General features: G+C 42.5%; 16 protein-coding genes and 1 CRISPR repeat array. Of the genes, 10 read left to right on the top strand and 6 right to left on the bottom strand.

All coding sequences use genetic code 11. The features are described from left to right. Nucleotides 1-1,401: 1,401 nt before the first annotated feature. A CRISPR array of direct repeats spans nt 1,402-2,023; the repeat unit is 35 nt; unit sequence GTCTTAATCCCTTAAAGCAGGTCTGATTTTTAGAG. Between the two features lie 466 nt (nt 2,024-2,489). The 9 genes from cas1 to DWB79_RS03870 are packed head-to-tail and all read left to right on the top strand — an operon-like array spanning nt 2,490 to nt 10,976. Further along, nucleotides 2,490-3,551 (top strand): CRISPR-associated endonuclease Cas1, encoded by a 1,062-nt coding sequence (gene cas1, locus DWB79_RS03910; protein ID WP_016522746.1) that lies wholly within the window; start codon nt 2,490-2,492, stop codon nt 3,549-3,551. After that, nucleotides 3,548-3,823, top strand: a complete 276-nt coding sequence (gene cas2 / locus DWB79_RS03905; protein ID WP_016522745.1) for a CRISPR-associated endonuclease Cas2 — start codon at nt 3,548-3,550, stop codon at nt 3,821-3,823. Before cas1 ends, cas2 (DWB79_RS03905) begins: the two co-directional genes overlap by 4 nt. Before the next feature lies 1 nt (nt 3,824). Continuing rightward, complete coding sequence (cas2, locus tag DWB79_RS03900) at nt 3,825-4,115, top strand: CRISPR-associated endonuclease Cas2 (protein ID WP_016522744.1); 291 nt, start codon at nt 3,825-3,827, stop codon at nt 4,113-4,115. Nucleotide 4,116: 1 nt separating this feature from the next. Beyond that, nucleotides 4,117-6,465: a type III-A CRISPR-associated protein Cas10/Csm1 gene (cas10, locus tag DWB79_RS03895; RefSeq protein WP_156831496.1), complete on the top strand. Its 2,349-nt coding sequence runs from the start codon at nt 4,117-4,119 to the stop codon at nt 6,463-6,465. A 3-nt stretch (nt 6,466-6,468) separates the two neighbouring features. After that, nucleotides 6,469-6,969 carry a type III-A CRISPR-associated protein Csm2 gene (csm2, locus tag DWB79_RS03890; protein WP_016522742.1) on the top strand — a complete coding sequence of 167 codons (501 nt, stop codon included), beginning with the start codon at nt 6,469-6,471 and terminating at the stop codon, nt 6,967-6,969. 15 nt (nt 6,970-6,984) lie between these two features. After that, nucleotides 6,985-7,680, top strand: coding sequence for a type III-A CRISPR-associated RAMP protein Csm3 (gene csm3, locus DWB79_RS03885; protein ID WP_016522741.1), 696 nt, complete (start codon nt 6,985-6,987; stop codon nt 7,678-7,680). A gap of 11 nt (nt 7,681-7,691) precedes the next feature. Continuing rightward, nucleotides 7,692-8,606 carry a type III-A CRISPR-associated RAMP protein Csm4 gene (gene csm4 / locus DWB79_RS03880; RefSeq protein ID WP_016522740.1) on the top strand — a complete coding sequence of 305 codons (915 nt, stop codon included), beginning with the start codon at nt 7,692-7,694 and terminating at the stop codon, nt 8,604-8,606. A gap of 13 nt (nt 8,607-8,619) precedes the next feature. Further along, nucleotides 8,620-9,810, top strand: coding sequence for a type III-A CRISPR-associated RAMP protein Csm5 (gene csm5 / locus DWB79_RS03875; RefSeq protein WP_016522739.1), 1,191 nt, complete (start codon nt 8,620-8,622; stop codon nt 9,808-9,810). A 2-nt stretch (nt 9,811-9,812) separates the two neighbouring features. Next, the gene (locus DWB79_RS03870) at nt 9,813-10,976 is read left to right on the top strand and encodes a Card1-like endonuclease domain-containing protein (RefSeq protein WP_040859016.1); all 1,164 of its coding nucleotides are present in this window, start codon (nt 9,813-9,815) and stop codon (nt 10,974-10,976) included. Nucleotides 10,977-11,022: 46 nt separating this feature from the next. On the opposite strand, the gene cas6 is transcribed toward DWB79_RS03870, so the two are convergent. The 4 genes from cas6 to DWB79_RS03850 all read right to left on the bottom strand — a co-directional run bounded on the left by cas6 (nt 11,023) and on the right by DWB79_RS03850 (nt 15,710). Next, the gene (cas6, locus tag DWB79_RS03865) at nt 11,023-11,982 is read right to left on the bottom strand and encodes a CRISPR system precrRNA processing endoribonuclease RAMP protein Cas6 (protein ID WP_016522737.1); all 960 of its coding nucleotides are present in this window, start codon (nt 11,980-11,982) and stop codon (nt 11,023-11,025) included. Between the two features lie 114 nt (nt 11,983-12,096). Continuing rightward, nucleotides 12,097-12,792, bottom strand: coding sequence for a DNA alkylation repair protein (locus tag DWB79_RS03860; protein WP_420825628.1), 696 nt, complete (start codon nt 12,790-12,792; stop codon nt 12,097-12,099). A gap of 266 nt (nt 12,793-13,058) precedes the next feature. Beyond that, the gene (locus tag DWB79_RS03855; RefSeq protein ID WP_016522735.1) at nt 13,059-14,234 is read right to left on the bottom strand and encodes a TraB/GumN family protein; all 1,176 of its coding nucleotides are present in this window, start codon (nt 14,232-14,234) and stop codon (nt 13,059-13,061) included. A gap of 9 nt (nt 14,235-14,243) precedes the next feature. Further along, nucleotides 14,244-15,710 (bottom strand): tetratricopeptide repeat protein, encoded by a 1,467-nt coding sequence (locus tag DWB79_RS03850; protein WP_016522734.1) that lies wholly within the window; start codon nt 15,708-15,710, stop codon nt 14,244-14,246. A 227-nt stretch (nt 15,711-15,937) separates the two neighbouring features. On the opposite strand from DWB79_RS03850, the gene DWB79_RS03845 reads away from it, so the two are divergent. Next, a complete protein-coding gene (locus DWB79_RS03845; protein WP_016522733.1) occupies nt 15,938-17,959 on the top strand; it encodes a hypothetical protein in 2,022 nt (673 codons plus the stop codon). A gap of 43 nt (nt 17,960-18,002) precedes the next feature. Here DWB79_RS03845 and DWB79_RS03840 read toward each other — a convergent pair whose 3' ends face one another. Together DWB79_RS03840 and DWB79_RS03835 are read right to left on the bottom strand one after the other, a co-directional pair. After that, nucleotides 18,003-19,139 carry a hypothetical protein gene (locus DWB79_RS03840; RefSeq protein WP_206181051.1) on the bottom strand — a complete coding sequence of 379 codons (1,137 nt, stop codon included), beginning with the start codon at nt 19,137-19,139 and terminating at the stop codon, nt 18,003-18,005. 12 nt (nt 19,140-19,151) lie between these two features. Further along, nucleotides 19,152-19,319, bottom strand: coding sequence for a hypothetical protein (locus tag DWB79_RS03835; protein ID WP_016522731.1), 168 nt, complete (start codon nt 19,317-19,319; stop codon nt 19,152-19,154). Nucleotides 19,320-19,434 lie beyond the last annotated feature (115 nt).

Genomic DNA, 19,434 nt, shown 5'->3' with positions numbered 1-19,434 from the left:
TGATGTTTTGAGCCTTGCTCAAAACTCACCGTCAAAGAATGTACAGGACGTACATTCTTTGACAGAATCCCTTAAAGCAGGTCTGAGGAAAGTTAGGGGTCTTTTTCTTTTTTTCCGATAAAAAGAAAAAGTCCCCTATAACCCCAAAAAGAAAAATGACGGGTAAAGAGGGGACATATCCTGCAGGGATTCCGCATTATAAATAAAAACACATGAAATCTATGTTCTAAACCATAGAAAAGTCTTTACACTTGAAGGTATGAAGCCTTTTTTACGATTAAAAACTTGGTTTTTTGTTACGTATAGCAGTGGTTTCACTGAATTTTATCTACAAAAGCTTATAATGCGGAATCCCTGACATATCCTGTATGCCCTCTTTACAAACACCCCTCAAAGAAGAATGTTATTGTATGTAAGACAAACCTTTCGGTTTTTCTTACCAACTTTTCCCTCTTTCGCAAACTCCGTTTCAGTAGCGGCACGGACAGGTGTGGTTCCACGCAGAACCCGCCTTGGTTCCAAAACTTGGTTCTGAATAAAAAGTTGAGCCGTGGTGCTTTTTGCGCAACTCTGTTTCAGAACGCCCATGGACGGGCGTGGTTCTACGCAGTAGCGAGTTTTTGCGTTGGCAAAAACTCGCCCTCAAGAGTGTACAAGGAGGTACACTCTTGAGAGAATCCCTTAAAGCAGGTCAGAAACTTAGGGGGTATTTTCTTTTTTTTCGATAAAAAGAAAAGTCCCCCTATAACCCCAAAAAGAAAAACGGCGACTTAGGTAAATTGCGAGCCGGCGCAGCAATCTTCCCTAAGAACCCTCCTTAGTTCCAAAACTTGGTTCTGAATAAAAAGCTGAGTAGTGATGCTTTTTGCGCAACTCCGTTTCAGAACGCCCACGGATGGGCGTGGTTCGACGCAGCAGCGAGTTTTTGCTCCCGCAAAAACTCGTGCTCAAGGATGTACAAGGACGTACATCCTTGAGCTGTCTTAATCCCTTAAAGCAGGTCTAAGAAGGTTAGGGGATTTTTTCTTTTTTTCCGATAAAAAGAAAAAGCCCCCTATAACCCCAAAAAGAAAAATGACGGGTAAAGAGGGGGCATATCCTGTATACCCTCTTTACAATTACCCCTCAAAGCAGAATGTTGTTGTATGTAAGACAAACCTTCCAGTTTTTCTTACCAACTTTTCCCTCTCCGCAGCTCCGTTTCAGTAGCGGCACGGACACCGCTGGTTCCACGCGGAACCCGCCTTGGTTCCAGTCGTTTGTTCTAAAAAAAGCTGAGCCGTGATTCTTTTTGCGCAACTCCGTTTCAGAACGCCCACGGATGGGCGTGGTTCGACGCAGCAGCGAGTTTTTGCGTTGGCAAAAACTCGCCCTCAAGAGTGTACAAGGAGGTACACTCTTGAGAGAATCCCTTAAAGCAGGTCTGATTTTTAGAGCGATAAAATGTTGAAAGGTAAAACCGTCTTCGAATTTTGTCTTAATCCCTTAAAGCAGGTCTGATTTTTAGAGTAGGATATCTTTCAAGAGGAGTTCGCAACTATCTTATCGGTCTTAATCCCTTAAAGCAGGTCTGATTTTTAGAGCCTTTCTAAACAATGACGATGTTGACGTCTGCGTTATTCCTGTCTTAATCCCTTAAAGCAGGTCTGATTTTTAGAGGCAAAAAAAGCACATCAAGAAGCTGAACGGCGACGAAAAGTCTTAATCCCTTAAAGCAGGTCTGATTTTTAGAGTTTATTCAACAAAAGGAACATTAGGAAATATAAAATTTGTCTTAATCCCTTAAAGCAGGTCTGATTTTTAGAGTAGTAGGACAAAATGTAACAAACCTTATTTTCGTATGGTCTTAATCCCTTAAAGCAGGTCTGATTTTTAGAGTGAGGCGAATCTATAAAAAGCTTCTGGCAGCAATATCTAGTCTTAATCCCTTAAAGCAGGTCTGATTTTTAGAGATAGCTATAAGACAAACACTATAGGGGGTTATATTAGTCTTAATCCCTTAAAGCAGGTCTGATTTTTAGAGAGCGCGCGGGGTAAGGATTGGTGAGGTATTGACTTAAAAAGATGTTTTCGAAAACCTCTGGTAAAACGAGGGCGATCCCTAAAAAAATAGAAAAAATAGACATAATGAATCCTGTAATCATTGTGATAATAAAGACTTATATATTTTCGCAAACCTACCCCTAAAAAGCGGGTTTTGGGCACTTTTTAGAGGTTTGCGATTTTGTCAAAAAGCAGTTAAAACCTATGTCTTTATTCTATCACACCTCCTTTAGAAAGGGCAAGCAGAAAAAACAGAAATTATTGTTTAAAGAGTTTTTTCGCCAGCCGTGTGAAAATAGAGGAGGTTAATACACATACACACAAAGTATCCATATAGATGTTTGCTCATTGCTATACTATGGTGCGGAATAGCGTAAGGAATGTCGCCTCTATGCAAATAAAATACTCAATGACAGCAGCAATAGCCTGTGCTATACTAAAGATATATGTCAGATGTGTATATTTTGTCCAATGTAGGAAAGCTCGGAAAACGGGATGAAACGCTCATCTTTTCCAAGCCGGACGGCACAACACAAGTATTATTCCCTTTTAAGGTGGAACAGCTTATGCTCATCGGTAAAGTTTCGATAAGCGGCGATGCGTTGAGGATGCTTTCGAAATATAGAATACCGGTGAGTTTTATTTCTACCAATGGCTATTTTAATGCGCGGCTTGTCTATGCAAATAACAAAAATGTGTTTTTGCGGCAACAGCAATATCGGCTCATGGATAATCCGGCACAAACGCTGCAGGTCGCAAAGGGGATTGTTATCGGTAAAATAAAAAATCAACTGTCTTTTATGCAGCGTATTAAAAGAAAAACAACAGAAGTAGATGCAGAAATACAAACGGCTATTACAAGGATCAAACAGCTTATCGAAAAAGCCGAAGCCATAACCTCTCTTGAATCATTACGCGGTATTGAAGGAAATGCGTCAAAGTGGTATTTCAGTGTATTTCGATATAATATTAAGCCTTTATGGGCAGAATTTCCAAACCGTACTAAAAATCCGCCTCGATCCAACGTCAATGCTGTATTAAGTTTTCTGTATACTGTTTTAACAACAAAAATACACACTGTTTTAGAAACTCAAGGACTGGATCCGATGGTGGGAACACTGCATGCCAATGCATACGGAGCAGCTGCATTGGCGTTCGACCTTGTGGAAGAATTACGGACAGCTATTGCAGATACGCTCTGTTGTGCACTATTTAATCTCGGTATGCTCAAACCGGAAGATTTTGAATGTGCTGACTTTTCTCCCGATAGCTCCGATTACCCCTGTGAATTAGAACAAAGTGAGCAAAAGATTACCGAAGCGGTGCTCCTTACAGAAGAGGGATTAAAAAAAGTCATTGCTGCTTTTCAAGAAAAGATGAATAAGCTCGCTTTTTCAGGAGGTAAGAAAAAAAGAATATCGTATAACGAACTGATTTTTAAGCAAATTACCGTATACAAAAATATGCTGAACGGTCAGCAGCCGTATACACCGTACTATTTCAAATGATCTACTATATTGCGTACGATATTAGTGATACCGATGCACGCACTAAAACGGCACAGCTGCTCGAAAATATCGGTACCCGTATACAGCACTCTCTCTTTTCTTGTGAGCTTGTTCCTGCCCACTTAGACGATGTGTTTGACCAGCTCTCTGCGCTTATCGATCCGGAATGCGACAGTCTTCATATTTATCCGGTATGCCACACTTGTGTACAAGGGATAAAGGTATTGGGAAAACCCCCGTGTCCGTTGGAAATCCCGTATTTCATGCTCTAATATGCAAGAAGAACGCTACTGGCTTATTGCGTATGATATTCGCCATCCTCGCCGTTTAGCTCGTGTTGCAAAGTGTATCTCATCCTATGCGTGGCGGTTGCAAAAGTCAATATTTGAAGCGCATATAACAGCAGATACGATGGCTCAACTAGAAAAACGGCTCAACGCTATTATCCGTGATGATGATACGATTCTGATTCTCCCCATCTGTGCCTGTGATAGGGGAAAACGGAAAATCTGCGGCTTGGCAGGTTCAAGTGATCCAATGCAGGACTCGTGTATGATGTTATAGTGTGAAATATGTTGCGATAGTTTTTCTTGACAGCTTAGAGAATCGGCTCCATAATGGAAAGAAAGGGTTAATGAAATATATGAGCGATCAGTTTAAAGAAGTAGTATTAGCTGCATGGTTGTATAATGCCGGATCGGTAGAGCTTTTAGGAGCAATACAGGATTGTTTACCGCCGGAATTGGATGCCGGTGTGGTTATTACATTAGCATCACAACAGACTGTACCGGAAGATACATCTCTCGCATTTACTCAGCAGCTGATTGCGTACAGCTGCCGATTAAGTTTGGGACTGTCTGATTCCAAAATAAATCCGGAAGCTGTTTCAAAACAGCAATCCCATCGAGGTGAGGAACGGGCTGTTCCATTGATTAATATCCTTACTACTTTGCATCTGAGCGAAAAAGGGGCACCGGTGAAAGCCTTTAATAGGCTGCAGCCATTAGAAGAAGCTGCAATCTTACCATCAACATCAGCGAAAGCTACTCAGGAAGAATATAAACAACACTGGACACAATTCCGTGCCGATTTTAAAAAGCTAAAAGGACTGTCATTTCGGCAGTTTTTACCGGCACTTGTGTCTCTGTTAGAACAATACTGGTGGTGTATTCCAGCCTCGGATCAGGATGAACAAGATATTAGCCTTTTTCAGCATGCAAAATTGACGGCTGCCTTTGCTGCAGCGCTCTATCGCTATCATACTGAAACCGGAGCCTGCACTGAAAATGCTCTTTATGATACCGCTGCTAAAAAATTTCGGCTTATCAATGGCGATATGTCCGGTATTCAAAAATATATTTTCGATTTACAAATACCAAAAAATAATGCAAAACTGTTACGTGCACGCAGTTTTCAGCTTTGGGCGCTGAGCGAAGTATGTGCAGACTATATAATAGAAGATTTTGCATTGACAAGTGCTAATATCATCACGACTGCGGGCGGAAAATTCCTGTTATTAGTGCATAACACCGATAAAACGCTGAGGCATATCGAAGCATTACAAGAACATTTGGAAACCTATTTTTTAAAAGAATTTGCCGGTAAGCTGTTTTTTATTCTTTCAAATGGGGTTGAACTTTCAGCATTGGATATAGATAAGGAGCATATCCTCCGCAGTATTAACGAAGTAGGCTACAATGCCGAAGAGTGCAAACAGCGTAAAATGCAAAAAGCGCTCACAAAACATGGGGCTGTGCTGAGTTCCCTGTATGATGATCTACAGAAAAACGGTGAATGTGCTTTTTGCGGTGTGCATCCTGCATCCGGTCTTGACGGTGATAGACCAATATGTAAGCACTGTGATAGCTTAAAAAAGATCGGGGAACGCTTAGTAAAAACCGGCGGGGTTGTTTTTCATAGTGACCGATTAAAAGATATGGCATCATTTGAACAATTAGTTGAAGTGTCACACGAAAAACAGCAGCGTAATACCGATGCGCAGAGTGTAACGTATATTATCAATAAATTTCAGGCTGGCTTACCCCGTATCAACTTACCGTATACCGCACCAAAAGAAAAAGACGGTACGATTAAAATGTTTGAGGATATCGTGAAAGATTCCGCCGGGAATCGGAAGCTTGCAATGTTTAAAGCTGACATTGATAATCTCGGTCTGGTTTTTACCTCATCGCTTGGAGCACGTATGTCGCTTGCCCGCTATGCGGAAATGAGCCGTATCTTGCATTATTTTTTCTCTACCTACTATGCGTATTTCGTCGAACAACATCCTTATTATAACAATAAAATTTATACCGTCTTTTCAGGCGGTGATGACCTCTGTGTACTCGGTGCATGGGATGTTGTTTTACATTTTGCCTACGATTTCCGGCAGGAGCTGCAAAAACTTACGAATAATAATCCCTCCGTTACCCTTTCAGGAGGACTGGTATTGGCTTTCCCTTCGCTACCTGTACGGAATATTGCCGAAACAGCGGAAGAACAGCTGGAATTATCAAAAGACTTTAACGGCGATCGGGCAGTACAGGTTGGTCTTGTAACGAAAAATGCCGTTACCGTTTTTGATACTTCCGTTTCATGGGAAGACTTCCATACCTATCTCGGTTATGGAGAACAGCTGGCACAATACATGAATGATGAGAAACTTGGTACAGCTCCTGTGTATAAACTCATCGGTTTTGCAAATCGGGAAAAACAAGTGCGGAACGGCAATGTCCGCGAAATGGTTTGGCGGAGTAACTTTCGCTATACCGTTGCCCGCACCATTAAGGATGAAAACGCTACACTCAAAAATCTCTTTTTATCATTCGGTACTGCCGATTCGATATTAAAAGCACGGATAGCGGCAAGCTATGCGTTGTATGCAAACAGAAAATCTACTGAAGAAGGAGTATAATATATGGCAAAAGGTTATGGAGCCTATCCAAATCAATATGATAAGAATAAACCGATTGATCCTATTCCGGAAAAGGTCTCTATCAAAACATTTTATAAAACTGCGGATAACAACACTGCTGATAAAGTGATTCGGTCTGATTTATTTGACGCTGTGGCTGAGAAAATAGCAGTTTCTTTTGGTAATAAAAAAGATGGCGTATCATATACACAATTACGCCGTATGTATGACGAAGCAAAACGGTTTGAACAGTTATTGGATGCAGATGAAAAAAATTGGGAAAAAGAACTGCCGTATATCAAAATGATGAAGTCAAAAATACGCTATGCTGTTGCCCGTGCAGTGAAAGACAAGGGAAAATATGTTGAGGACTATTATAAAAACTTCGCATCCTTTATCAGTGATTGCATCGATTTAATACACGATGAGCAGGACTACCGCGTATTTATTTCATTATTCGAAGCGGTTTGCGGTTTCTATTATGAAAACGCCCCTAAAAACTAGGAAGGAGATTGACTGATGAAACAGATTGCGCAAAAAAAATTGACAGGATTAATCATTGTAAAAACCGGTCTACATATTGGCGCCGGCAACGATAAGGTTGAAATAGGGGGGATGGATAACCCGATTATCAGAAATCCAATGACACGTGAGCCGTATATTCCCGGTTCATCATTAAAGGGAAAAATGCGGGCGCTGCTCGAATGGCAGTTTAATAAAGTAACGCCGAATGATGGAAAACCTTGTAGTTGCGGTTCGTCTACCTGTGAGATATGCCGCGTATTTGGAAGTGCAAATAGCAAAAAAAATAATGACGATGCAAAAAAGCGCGGTCCGACCCGCTTAATTGTCCGTGATGCAGTGCTGCATGAAGACGATGCAGAAAAATTCAAAAACGGTAAGCCGATTATCGAAGAAAAAAGTGAAAATAGTTTGAACCGTATTACTGCAGCAGCTAATCCTCGCCCGATTGAACGGGTAGTCCCGGGTATCCGATTCCGGTTTGAGCTGGTCTATCGAGTTATTGACGACGGCGATAGCGGAAAACGAGATGAAGAGTATTTTAAAACAGTCGTATGCAAGGGCTTACAGCTGTTGGAAAACGATTATCTTGGCGGAGGCGGTTCTCGCGGTAACGGCAGAATCGTATTTGCTGAACTGCAAGACGAAAGCGGAAATAGCGTTGATATCTATGCGGATAGCCGTAAAAACTAAGGGATCGTGCGATGGAGCTGTATAAACAGACACTAAGGCTTGAGTCTTCTTTGGTTACCAGTCTTAAAGGCGACACAATATGGGGGCATATCGCCTGGGGAATCGCGGTGCATGAGGGGGAGCAGGCTATAACGGCTTTTTTGGAAGAAGCAAAACGAGCGCCGAATCTTATTGTCTCATCAGCATTTCCCGCGGGGTACTTGTGCAAACCCTATCCTGCACCGCGGAAGCGGACGGAAATGCTTTCACTGACAAAGTATGCGGATATAAAAAAGCAAAAAAAACAACGGTATGCTGTTGCCTCTGAATATCTTTCCGGTACCACACATCCGCTTATGGCTGGAGCATCCAAGCCGGAGTCTCATACGGTCAAGCAGCCGTATTTTACCAGCGATACACGTATGCATAATAGCATCGACCGCTACAGTAGTACCGTTATGGAAGGAAATCTCTACACAGCAACCGAACTATGGGCATCGCATTCGTTCTTTGATATGTATATTCTTTCATCTTTTTCACCTGAGCGGCTCACACAACTGTTAACATGGGCATTTGAAAACGGATATGGAGCGGACGCTTCTATTGGGAAGGGGAAAATATCACTGAGCGGCACTCTTGAATCGGTGAAGCCTCATACCAACAGCAGCCGATATATGGCGCTTGCCCCCTTTGTGGTGCCGGATGCAGCCGGTATTACAGAACTGTGTGCAGAACTCTTTTTACGTACCGGTAAAATCGGCGGCGCTTTTGCATCTTCACTGAGTCCTTACAAAAAGACAGTGCTGCTGTACGATGAAGGAGCGGTGTTTACCTCTGCTACACCGATTCAGTATATCGGAGCTTTACTGCAGAACGTGCATACTGATCCCCGTATTTGTCAAGCAGCCTTTGCCCCGGTTATTCCTATTACTGATTCCATTGCCTAAGAGGAGCGCATTGATGCCGAAAAAAATATATACCATCGAAATAGAACCGCTAACCGGTGTGCACATTGGAACCGGTGAAAAATTAACCCCCATCGATTATACCGTAGTGGCGCTCAAAAATAAAAAAGAGATGTATCTTAAGTTTTCTTCCGATAAAATTTTGAACCGACTGATTTCTGAAGGCAGTGATCTTAGTGCGTTTTATACGGCAAGCGACAATCGGAATATGAAAGCGCTACGGGACTTCTTTCATACTAATCTTACTAAATCCAGTGATATTGACTATCCGTGTGATGTAACTGCCGGTTTTTCGCAAGCATATACCCGCAATAAAAATAAGGATCCGCTTGAAAATGCTGCTGAGGTATTACAAATGTACCGCCCGGCTGGTTCCAAACAGCCGGTTATTCCGGGCAGTTCGTTAAAAGGCGCAATCAGAACAGCGGTATTAAATGACCTTTTAAATGGCTTGGCTGAAAAAGATTTTAATGAACAAGAAAAACTTTTCGAATCAGAAAAAAATAAAGCCAAGTTTGAATCAGTCCTTCAACACCGCCTGCTTCGCTTTAATGATCCTAAAAATGATCCATTCCGAAGCGTATTGATCGAAGACACTGTATTTGAACCGAAGAACACGCAGCTTGTCGGCTTACTAAAAAATATTTCGGCAAGTAATAATGAGCTTATTCCTCTGCAATTACAGCTTCAAGCGGAAGTTCTTCGCGGTACGCTGATCGGCGGCAGCGCAAAAGCTCATACCCATCTTATTATTGATGAAGGTTTGCAAAGAGCTTCTATTGCAGAAAATGAAGGTAAAAAAAATAAAGGCTTTCGTTTCAATAAAGCTATTTCAATGGTAGATATTGCCGCTGCGTGCAATACCTTTTTCTGGGATGAATTTGATAGTGAATATAAAAATTTTTATAAAAATGCTGCTTCCGGTACGGATATTATTGTAAAGTTGAGAACTCAACTGGATGCCGCATCCTCTACGAAGGGTTCTTTTATTGTTAGGGTTGGACGCTGGAGCCAAATTGAATTTGTGACATTTGAAGAAGTCTTTAGACAGCCGAAAGTCCCGATGAAAGGTGGTAAATTGAGAGAAAGCGGTACAACCCGTACTGTTTTCGATTACGATGGCGAGTATGTACCGCTTGGATGGTGTAAGTGTACGTACAGCGAATGCAGAGGGGGGCAAATCTAACAGTGGACTTCAAAATCTGTGCTATCACCCTGGTAAGTGAGCAAACAATTCCCAATATCATCTTTTTAAAATGGTGTTTGCAACAATATACCGAAGCGGCAATAGATATTATTTGTCTTTCAACCGAAAAAATGGAAAGCGCTGAGAAACATAAATCTGTCTGTATAAAAAAAGCATTGGGTGCTGCGATAGAACAGTTTCAACATTTTACTACTATTAAAATAGATGAATTTAATATGACGTATATCCAGAACAAACTGAAGGCTATCCTTGATAACGGTATTCGGTATCATCACACAATAGTGGATATAACCGGCGGAACTAAAATCATGGCCTTAGCAGTGTATGCTTATTTTGAACAAAAAGAACATACCCGGATTGTATATCAGCCGATAGAAAAAAATGCCATCGCTGAACTTCATCCTGTGGATACGATTTATCCTATTTTTATACCGATACACTTGCATGAATATTTTACTGCTTATGGAATTGAAGCACAATTCCATAATGAATGTCAAAAACCGTGGGAAGAGAATCTGAGTGCAGTAAATACAATAGAAAAATATTTTATAACCTGCCAGAAGCTTATTCAGCTCCAAAATACGAAATCTTTTAAGCGCAAGATTGAAAAAAGACCGATGGATATACGCTCATTAGACCAGAAATACCTTACCGCAGGAAATGAAGATATAATAACTCAACAAGAATCTTCTTCCATAACGATCAATGAATTTTGTGAGATTGCAGAAGCATTCGGTTTTAACTCTGCTGAATTTACATACGGAAATCTGCGTTATCTTACCGGTGGGTGGTTTGAAGAATATGTGTATCAAACAATACAAAAAAATAAAAATTTAAGAGATGATAAAATCAGTCTAAATATTAAGATTAAAATACAAAATACAGATAATGAATTAGATGTTGTATTTATTGATGATTGGAATCGTTTAAATATAATAGAATGCAAAAGTTTTATTGATGAAAAAGAACAAGCTGATATTCTGAACAATACAATATATAAAATTCAAGCATTGCGGTCGAATTTTGGGCTTTCAGCTTGTTGTTTTTTATATACCATGAGTACTATTACAAAAACTTCAATTTTAAACCGTGCAAAAAACTTTAAGATCACGATTGTAGACCGTACAAAACTTTTAAAAGAATAGAATTGCCAACATATCACAAGACTATAGATATGCCACCATCGACGTTTTATCTTTTTAGCGTAATATCTTCTCCGGCTTTTTCACTCCGTACATCCCCCAACCCAAAGTTGGTATTCTTTCCTGCACCGAAAATGTCTGCAAAGCTAAGTAAAAACTGCTCGTATGCGGTGATATTTCCGGTTAGTGTAAACGAACCGGTAGCGCCGCCCATACTGATGATTTTTTCTTGCCGATGGGAGTGATATTGATAGTCGAGCCATGAAAGCTTTTTAGCGGTGATACGCACATCAGCAGAAGGGGTGTATGCCGCAGGTGTATAACTTCCATATAAACTGCACAAGGTAACAAGCCTGCGGTGGATGCACAAGAGAAAATCTTGAGCGGAAAAAGACAGGGTATACTTTCCGCCGGTCTTAAACCGGAGCGGACTACAGAGGTGTATCGTCTTATGAACCGGTACAACGGCAGCTGTTTCTTCAGCTTTGCCCTTATAGTCATAGCTTACACTGCTTGGGGCATATACCGTATGTAAATTCTCATCAGCTTGCAAAAGCTCTTGCCCGGCAGCTTTTACGCTTGAAACCCTATACCGCGTTCTATCTTTAAAAAGCCCCTGCTTTCCTGCTTGTTGGATTGCATAAAAAATATACGGCAAATACTGAATAGCAAATCCGTACAACTGTATTGTCAGTCTCAATTCCGTCATCGGCGTACGTATTTGAAAAGGCGTATCAGTTTGAATACGGAACGGATGAGAGCCTTTATCTCTTCCTGCTAGGAATGCAGTGTTTTTATCAAGGATTGTTTCAAAAATAACCGCATAGATACATGAGCGATTAAATTGACATGTTTTACAGGTATTTTGGCGGGCAATACAAGCAATAGAATGGAGCTGACTTCCTAAAATACTCCTAAATACAAATGAGGGCGCTGTCAAAAATGAGAATGGGCGTTCAAAACTAAGTGAAAAAACCGCATCAATATAGGTTAAGCCAATGTTATTCATATTCAATTATTATATACGAATTCTTTGATATTGAGAATGTATCACTAACCAAGAATATACCATCGATATGTTCTCATTGTTCACTTATCGATGGACTGTATAGCCGCCCTTCTCTTACACTTTCAGCGTCCGCAGGTAGTCTTTTATTTCCGAGGAAATCCGGCGGCTCTCTATCGCTTTTTGAATGGTTTTGTTGTGGGTAAAGGGAGCAAGCGTTTGCTTTTTGATATAAGGGAGCGCGGCATCGTACTGTTTAATCAGTGCAAAACTGAAATACCACGCAATCATCATATTGATGTAATACTCGTCCGATTTTACAGAGGCAACAAGGTCGAGCATTTCCGGCTTAAACAGCTCATCAAGGTAATTTGCCAACAAGAGATTGATGGCGTACCGGACGGTATAAGTGCGGGGTGATCGAATCCAGATCAAAATTTTTTGATATATCTCATCTGGATGTTTTTTAAAGAGCGGCGGTGCAAAGGTATCGCACGTCGCCCAGTTGTCGATAAACGGCAAAAACCGTTCCGTTTCGGTTATAGCGGTGTCAAAATCTTTGATATTTTCGATGAGGAATGCGTGGAGATTGTTTTCTTCAAAATACCGATGCGGAAGGATTTGCATAAAAGCGGCAGCCTGCTTCGGTTCCGTCTTAAACAGGTCTTTCGCCAATTTTCGTAAAAGAGGCGTCCGTATTCCAATCATGAGTTTTGGGTCAACGGTGGGGATGAGTTTCGCATTAAAATCCCGATATGCCGTATCTTGCATCGACAAAAGCCTGCTTTGAATTGATTCCATCATTTCCTCCACGGTAATCGTATCGGACACTTTGCTAGATACCCCGCAGAAAACTAAAGACTATTCAAGCAGAGTTGAACCTCTTCGCGGTTCAAATGCTTGCCTAATCTTTAGTTTTCTGCGCCGTCTGTTTTTTTTGTCCGGTACAATTATCCTCTTTTTAAAATAAGCTGCGAAATTTTAGATAAAATTTCGCACAACAAGGAAGGCAACCGCTTAAGATGTCCCATGCGGTTGCTCTGATTATTCTCTCCACGGCAATCGTACCGGACGCTTCCTTATAATAAGCCGCTTACCAGTGCAGGCACTGCGATAAAGTTTCCGATTGCTCCGCCGAGGCTGGATAAAAAGAAGATCAACAGAATGTGCGCTATTTTATTTTTATACCATCCTTTGATGCTCGTTACATCGGTGGTCAGGTTTTCCATATCGGCGACCTGCGGTTTTCGCACCCATGCTTGAACAATACCGGTAAATAAGCCGACGCCGATAAACGGGTTCAGCGTTGCGAGGGGCGCGCCTAAAAAGCCGGTGATGATGCTTAACGGGTGACCAAGTGCAAGCAAGGTGCCGAATGCGGCAAGGCTTCCGTTCCAGAGCAGCCAGCGCACCAGTAAAGCGCTCGATACTGCGACGCCGCCTTTCATAAATCCCGCTGCGATAAGCAGTACAATCAGCGCTGGGAGTATCCAGCCGGAAATTTTTGCAAAACCGCTTTTCGGCGGTACATCCGCAATATCGCTTACATCGTTCGGCGCTGTTCCGTTTTGCAGTTTTTCAATGTAGGCGGCGGTACCTTCAAGGTGTCCCGCCCCTAGAACCGCAACGGTTTTCTTTCCTGCCGCATTCCATATTTTTGTCGCTAAATATCGGTCGCGCTCGTCGATGAGGGCTTCTTTTACCTGCGGCAAATATTCCGCCATTTCCGCCATCATGCTGTCCATTTCGCTTTTGTCTTTCAGCGCTTCAATCTCGTCCGCGCTGAGTTTTTCGGTGGAAAAAGCGCTGCTGAGCAGCGTTGCCAAAAGCTTCGATTTGCCCCACAGATTGTTCTTTGCCCATGCCCGTTTGAGCGTGATGTGAATCGGCCGGTCGACAAGCTCGGTTTTAATCGAAAGTTCTTTCGCGGCGGTAATGGCAGCCTTCATTTCATCCCCCGGCTTAACCCCGACATCGGCGCCGATCCGTTTCTGAAAAGCAGCAAGCACTAAATTAGCAAGCAGTAAAAAGCCTTTTCCGCTTTTCAGTACTGCGACAATATCAAGTTCCTGCCATTGCTTTTCATCGGTAAGCGCTTTGTATCGCTGTTCATCCAATTCAACGCACACACAGTCAGGCTGTTCGTCGTGAATGCACTGTTCAACATCATCGATGCTTTCTTTTGAAATATGCGCCGTTCCAAGCAAGATGATTTCTTTATCATTTAAGGTAATACGTTTCAATGTTTGATTCATAGGGGTATCCTATTTTTGAGCAGTTTTATCCCCATCAGGGGCAAGCTCGCTTACCGCAAGCCGGTATTCAAAAAAAGTCGGGGTTGGTGTGGTCTTAATTTCGAGTAGAAATTTTTCGGCAAGATGTCCTTTTCCGGCAAGCCGGTAGAATTCGGCTAAATAAAAGAACTTGCGCAAGCGTTCCGTTTCGTCTTTTACTTTTGTGATTCGGTTGTTGACATCGCTATCACCGGCAAAGTCGATAAAGAGACGGCAAAGATAGTAATCGGTTTCGCGCTTTGTGCGGTCTATCGTTTTAAGATATTTTGACATAAAATCTTTTGCCTCAGCTTTTTTCTTCATCTTATAGCTGCATACCGTTGCGGATAATGCGTAATAGATGTTTGTTGGAGCATAACGCAGTGCATTCACAAAGGCTCTGCGGGAGTTTTCCCAATCTTTTTTTTCAAACAGTAAAATACCGAGACCTTCATACGCAAAATAATATTGCGGGTAGAGTTCAGTTACTTTTTTATAATGTTTTATCGCATCCTCTTTATTGCCGAGGTCATCGTTTAAGCCTGCAAGATAAATATGGATAAAATATGAATCGGGAACAAGCTCGATGGCGCGGTTAAATGCGGCAAGCGCTTCTTCTCTCCTTCCTATTTGCAGATTATAAGAACCGAGGTCTGTCCAGTGGGGAGCAGCATCAGGCTCCAACTCAATTGCTTTTTGTATATCCTCAATTGCTTCCGCCATGCGGTTTGTTTCTGATTTTATCCGCGCTAATTCGGCAATTGCAAGGCTATTCTTCGGTTGATATTTCAAGGCTGTACGGTAGCATTGCTCTGCCTCCGGCATCTTATTATCCAAATAATATACCTTACCGCACCAAATCAATGCTTGAATGTTATCCGGATGCTTTTTTAAAATTTTGCTGAATGTTTCTCCTGCTTCTTTGTAGCTGCCTTGATTGTAAAAATCGACGCCTTCTTCCTGTAATGCCTGTACGTTATCGGGATCGAGTTTTAATATCTTTTTTAAATAAGTTTTCCGCATTTTTTTGTCGTTTTTTGCCTGCGCAACCATGGTCATCGTATACAGTACATTGAGGTCGTTGGGATATTGTTTTTCCAGAGCTTTTGCTGTCTCCTCCGCATCCTTTATCCGGCCGGTTGAAACCAATACCGCTACCTTTAAATTCCGTATGGAAAGAGAATCTCTGTCCTCTTCAGGCAGTGTTTCAAAGAGCGCAATAGCTTCATCCCCTTTTTGTTCATTTAATAATGTGTTGAGCTGCTGTCCGAATATAACTCGCGGAGGAATTTCTTCAGAGGCTTTTGCCGTAGTGCCGGCGGCTGCGGGCTTTTTGGATACTTGCCGGTTAGACTGTGTATGAGGCTTTGCGCTCTGTGCGCTCAAGCAGGAAAGCGTACCGATTACAAGACAGATACATACGGCTTTTTTTGAAATACTTCTATACAAATGTTTCATGAAAACTCCTACGGAACGGTGATTAACTAAAACTAAAGGAACTGCTCAAAGACTTTCGCTTTTGCATAACCCCGCTAGTCTACCCAAGTTTTTCAATCTGGTCTAGCGGTTATGTTAAACAGTTGTACATCCGTGTACACTTTTAATGATGCGACAACGCAGATGCATCGTATATTTGCAAAGGGAAGGATTGCAATTATTATCCCCTTTTATTAGACTAACAGCCTATGAAGCATATTGTCGGCAGAGTAATTGCGTATACCGTTCTTTATTGTAGTGTTATTTTCGGTATTTTTGTTCTTCAGTTTACCAAAGGACAAACTTTTTCTTTAACCTTAGGCTCTATGGCCGTTACAGGCAGACAGGAGCGCACCGAAGCGGGTGAAACGCTCCCTCTTTTACCCCTTCATGTCGTCTCGAATGGGCTTGATTTATATATTAGCGAACAAAATCCCGTCTATGCCGTAGATGCAGCGGACACGATTTCTCCTTTGCGTATACTATCTTACCAATTTTATGAAACGGAAGCGCGTTTTTCGGTACACTGTTCTGATGATGTGGTTATTTCATTTTTTTCAGAAAAACGGGGTGAAGTTGATAGCCTCTTGGTTGAAGCCGTGCTTCCCGAAGGAATAAAAAGAGTATTGCTTCCGTGGAAGATTACTCAAAATGCCGGTATAGAGCGTGCCGACGGCAAGATTTTTGTGCGTTCCGGTAAAAAACAATACACGTTTACCGGCAGCTTCGGGTTTGACACGGATGGGGAAAATACGGCGGCACAATTGGAAGGGCCTCATCTGGTACTCGCAAAGACACAGCCGATTGCCTCTTACAAAACTTATTTACCGCTTGAAGAGCTCGATATCACAACTATCCCATCGATGGTGCAGGCTTCTGCGGAATCATATACGGCAGCGCTGAACACTTTTTCATCAGCTGTCATCCACGCGGGTACGCAGGCGCTTTCAGCTAAACGGATAACGGAGAAAACGTTGACGGCATATATTGCCGAAATGGGACAGCGCGGCAAATTTGCCGGAGCGATGGAAACTGCCCCTGCTCAAACGCTGGCACGAAACGTTCGAACATATCTTTCAAATCCTTTTTACAATAATGTGCAGGAAACCCATGTAGGCTTAGCGGCTGACGATACAAAAAAAAGAGAGTTATATGCTGCCCTTATCACGGATAATTCGCTTGAAATTTTTGAACAAGACAGCTTAATACCGTTTTTAACCGATCGCGGCTCTAGGCGCAGCATAGAAGGTTTATTCCGCTTGATAGGAAAGCTGGATGCTGCGCAGCTTAATGCACGGCAGGCTGCGGGCGTGTTGGAAATATGGCTCGACTGTACGCATTACTATCCTGAACAAAAGACATTGTTTGAAGATTTGCTGCCGTTATGTGAGAAAAAAATTACCGACGCTCTGCTGTTGATCGATGAAGGGTTGTACTTGAGTAATGACGGTACGTATATCGACAGCGTTGCCGCTTTAGCTTCCGCACGGATATTGATGCGATACGGAACAGAGCAATCTTCGGTATGGCAGTCCGTTGCCCGGATGCTGGTAACTTCTTTATTAAGATACTCAGGAGAATCGGCCGGGTTGCCCGTAGGGTTTACCGTAACCGGCAGCAAATCGACACAGCTGGTAATTACGGCCGATGACAGTGGTATGCTGGATGCCGGAATGCTCTATCCTTTGCTAAAGCCGGATAACAGTTGGTATCCTCATGCACAGTCGCTCGCGTTGCAGGCGGAAGCCGGTATTTGGGCGTGGACTTGTGCGCAGAACATCGAGGTTCTGGAAAACACTTCAAAAACCTTAGTATTGCGGATTCGCTTTCCCGAAGGACAATCTCACTATCTTACCTTGCATGGTATTCGGTCTTTCTATCGGATTGAGATGTATGGTATTCCGTTCAGGAGCGATGCCCGTTTTGAAATGTATAACTCCTCCGGCTATGCCTATAATGCAGGAAGTAAAATTTTATACTTAAAGATGAGACATAAGAACGAATACGAAACAATACGCCTCGCGCTCGGTTCGGCTCCGCAGGAACCCGTTTCAGTACGGCCGGTGCAGCCTGTTTCCGGTTCAAACACAAATGCCGGAGCTGCTCCGTCTACGGTTCCTTCATCCTCCGATCAAGCGCCCTCCGAACAAACGCCGGAAACGCAGGGAGCCGCAGCACCTGTATCGGTTCCGCAACCGGAAAATCCCGCTCAACCGGAGGATGCAGAGTAAACCTGTTCCGAGACTTCCGTTTCGGAACAGGCTACCTAAGGCCTTATTCCGTCCACGTATATGAAGCAACAGCGCTAAAGGCGCTTGTATTATCATCGGTGTTATAACCGTCGGCGCTTTTTACCCAGAAATAATACGTCGTACCGGAAACGAGATGGTTGTGCTTTGCATACACTCGCGTAGAGTTGGTTAACACAAATCTATCAAGCACTGTTGCAGCCGATATATCATCCGCCGTTCCCCAGTATACATGATAATAAGCGCTTCCGGTGGAATCCCACGTAAGCTTTATTCCCGAATATTCTCCGGCGCCATCTTTTGCAGCGGTAAGGTTTGCCGGTACCGGTAAATTTTGGTGAACAAAATTATAACTCACGACAGAGCTAAAATCACTTGCGGCACTCGTAGCAAGAAATCCGTTGGCGCTTTTCACCCAGAAATAATATGTACCGGAAGCCGAAAAAGTCTTAGAATAACTTGGTGATAAAACCGTGTCGCTTAATAATATGGCAGATGCCGTATCATTGGTTGTCCCATAATAAACCCGATAGTATTTTGCTCCGGTTGTAGTCCAGCTCACTGTAACCGTATTGAGCTTTGATGTTGAAAGCTCTATTTGTACGTTAGACGGTACTTGCATGTCCGTATACGTAAACGATAATGAGGCAACATTACTAAAACTGCTCAAACTGCTTGATGATGTAAAATCGTCGGCGGCCCTTACCCAAAAATAGTACGTCCCTGTCGTCGATAATGTGGTGGAGTACTGTGATGATGAAAACGTATAATCGGTCAAAACTTTTGCCGTAGCTGAATCGTTGCTTGTGTTATAATAAACCCTGTAGGTTTTTGCGCCGGTACTTGTCCACGAAATAGTTATTCCATTCACTGTATTACTATTAAGTTCAACCTTTACATCCGTCGGCGCATACGCCCCGTTTGCAGTAGGTGTAGGCGTCGGAGTAGGTGTAGGCGTAGGTGTAGGTGTAGGTGTAGGCGTAGGTGTAGGTGTAGGTGTAGGTGTAGGTGTAGGTGTTGGTGTTGGTGTTGGTGTTGGTGTTGGTGTTGGTGTTGGTGTTGGTGTTTGCTTAGGATTATTAACAGGCCCCTTACATCCAATAGCGGCGCAGAGTAATAAAACGGCGCTTATAACGGAGATGTATTTTTTTATAGTATTCATTATCAATATCTCCTACTTACTCTGTCCGTTGTTATTAGGCGCATGATTCGGATTCAACTGAGCGCCGCGATTACCTTGATTTTTATCATACGTAATATTGGTTCCGTTAGTTCCTTTATTGGCATTTTGGATATCCGCAGGATGATTCTTTCCCGCCGGACGTTTTGTCGTATTCGGCATTTTTGCCCTCCTCTTTCGTTAAGGTGTCCCAAACTATGGAATTGATTCATGTTTAGAACTTTTCTTCCATTATACCCCCCCCCCCCCCTCAAAAGTCAAGAGAAAAACAAAAATA

The organism is Treponema medium, assembly GCF_017161265.1.
Lineage (GTDB): Bacteria > Spirochaetota > Spirochaetia > Treponematales > Treponemataceae > Treponema > Treponema medium.
Note: the sequence above shows the minus strand (reverse complement) of the source record. Positions and strands in the feature narration are given on the sequence as shown.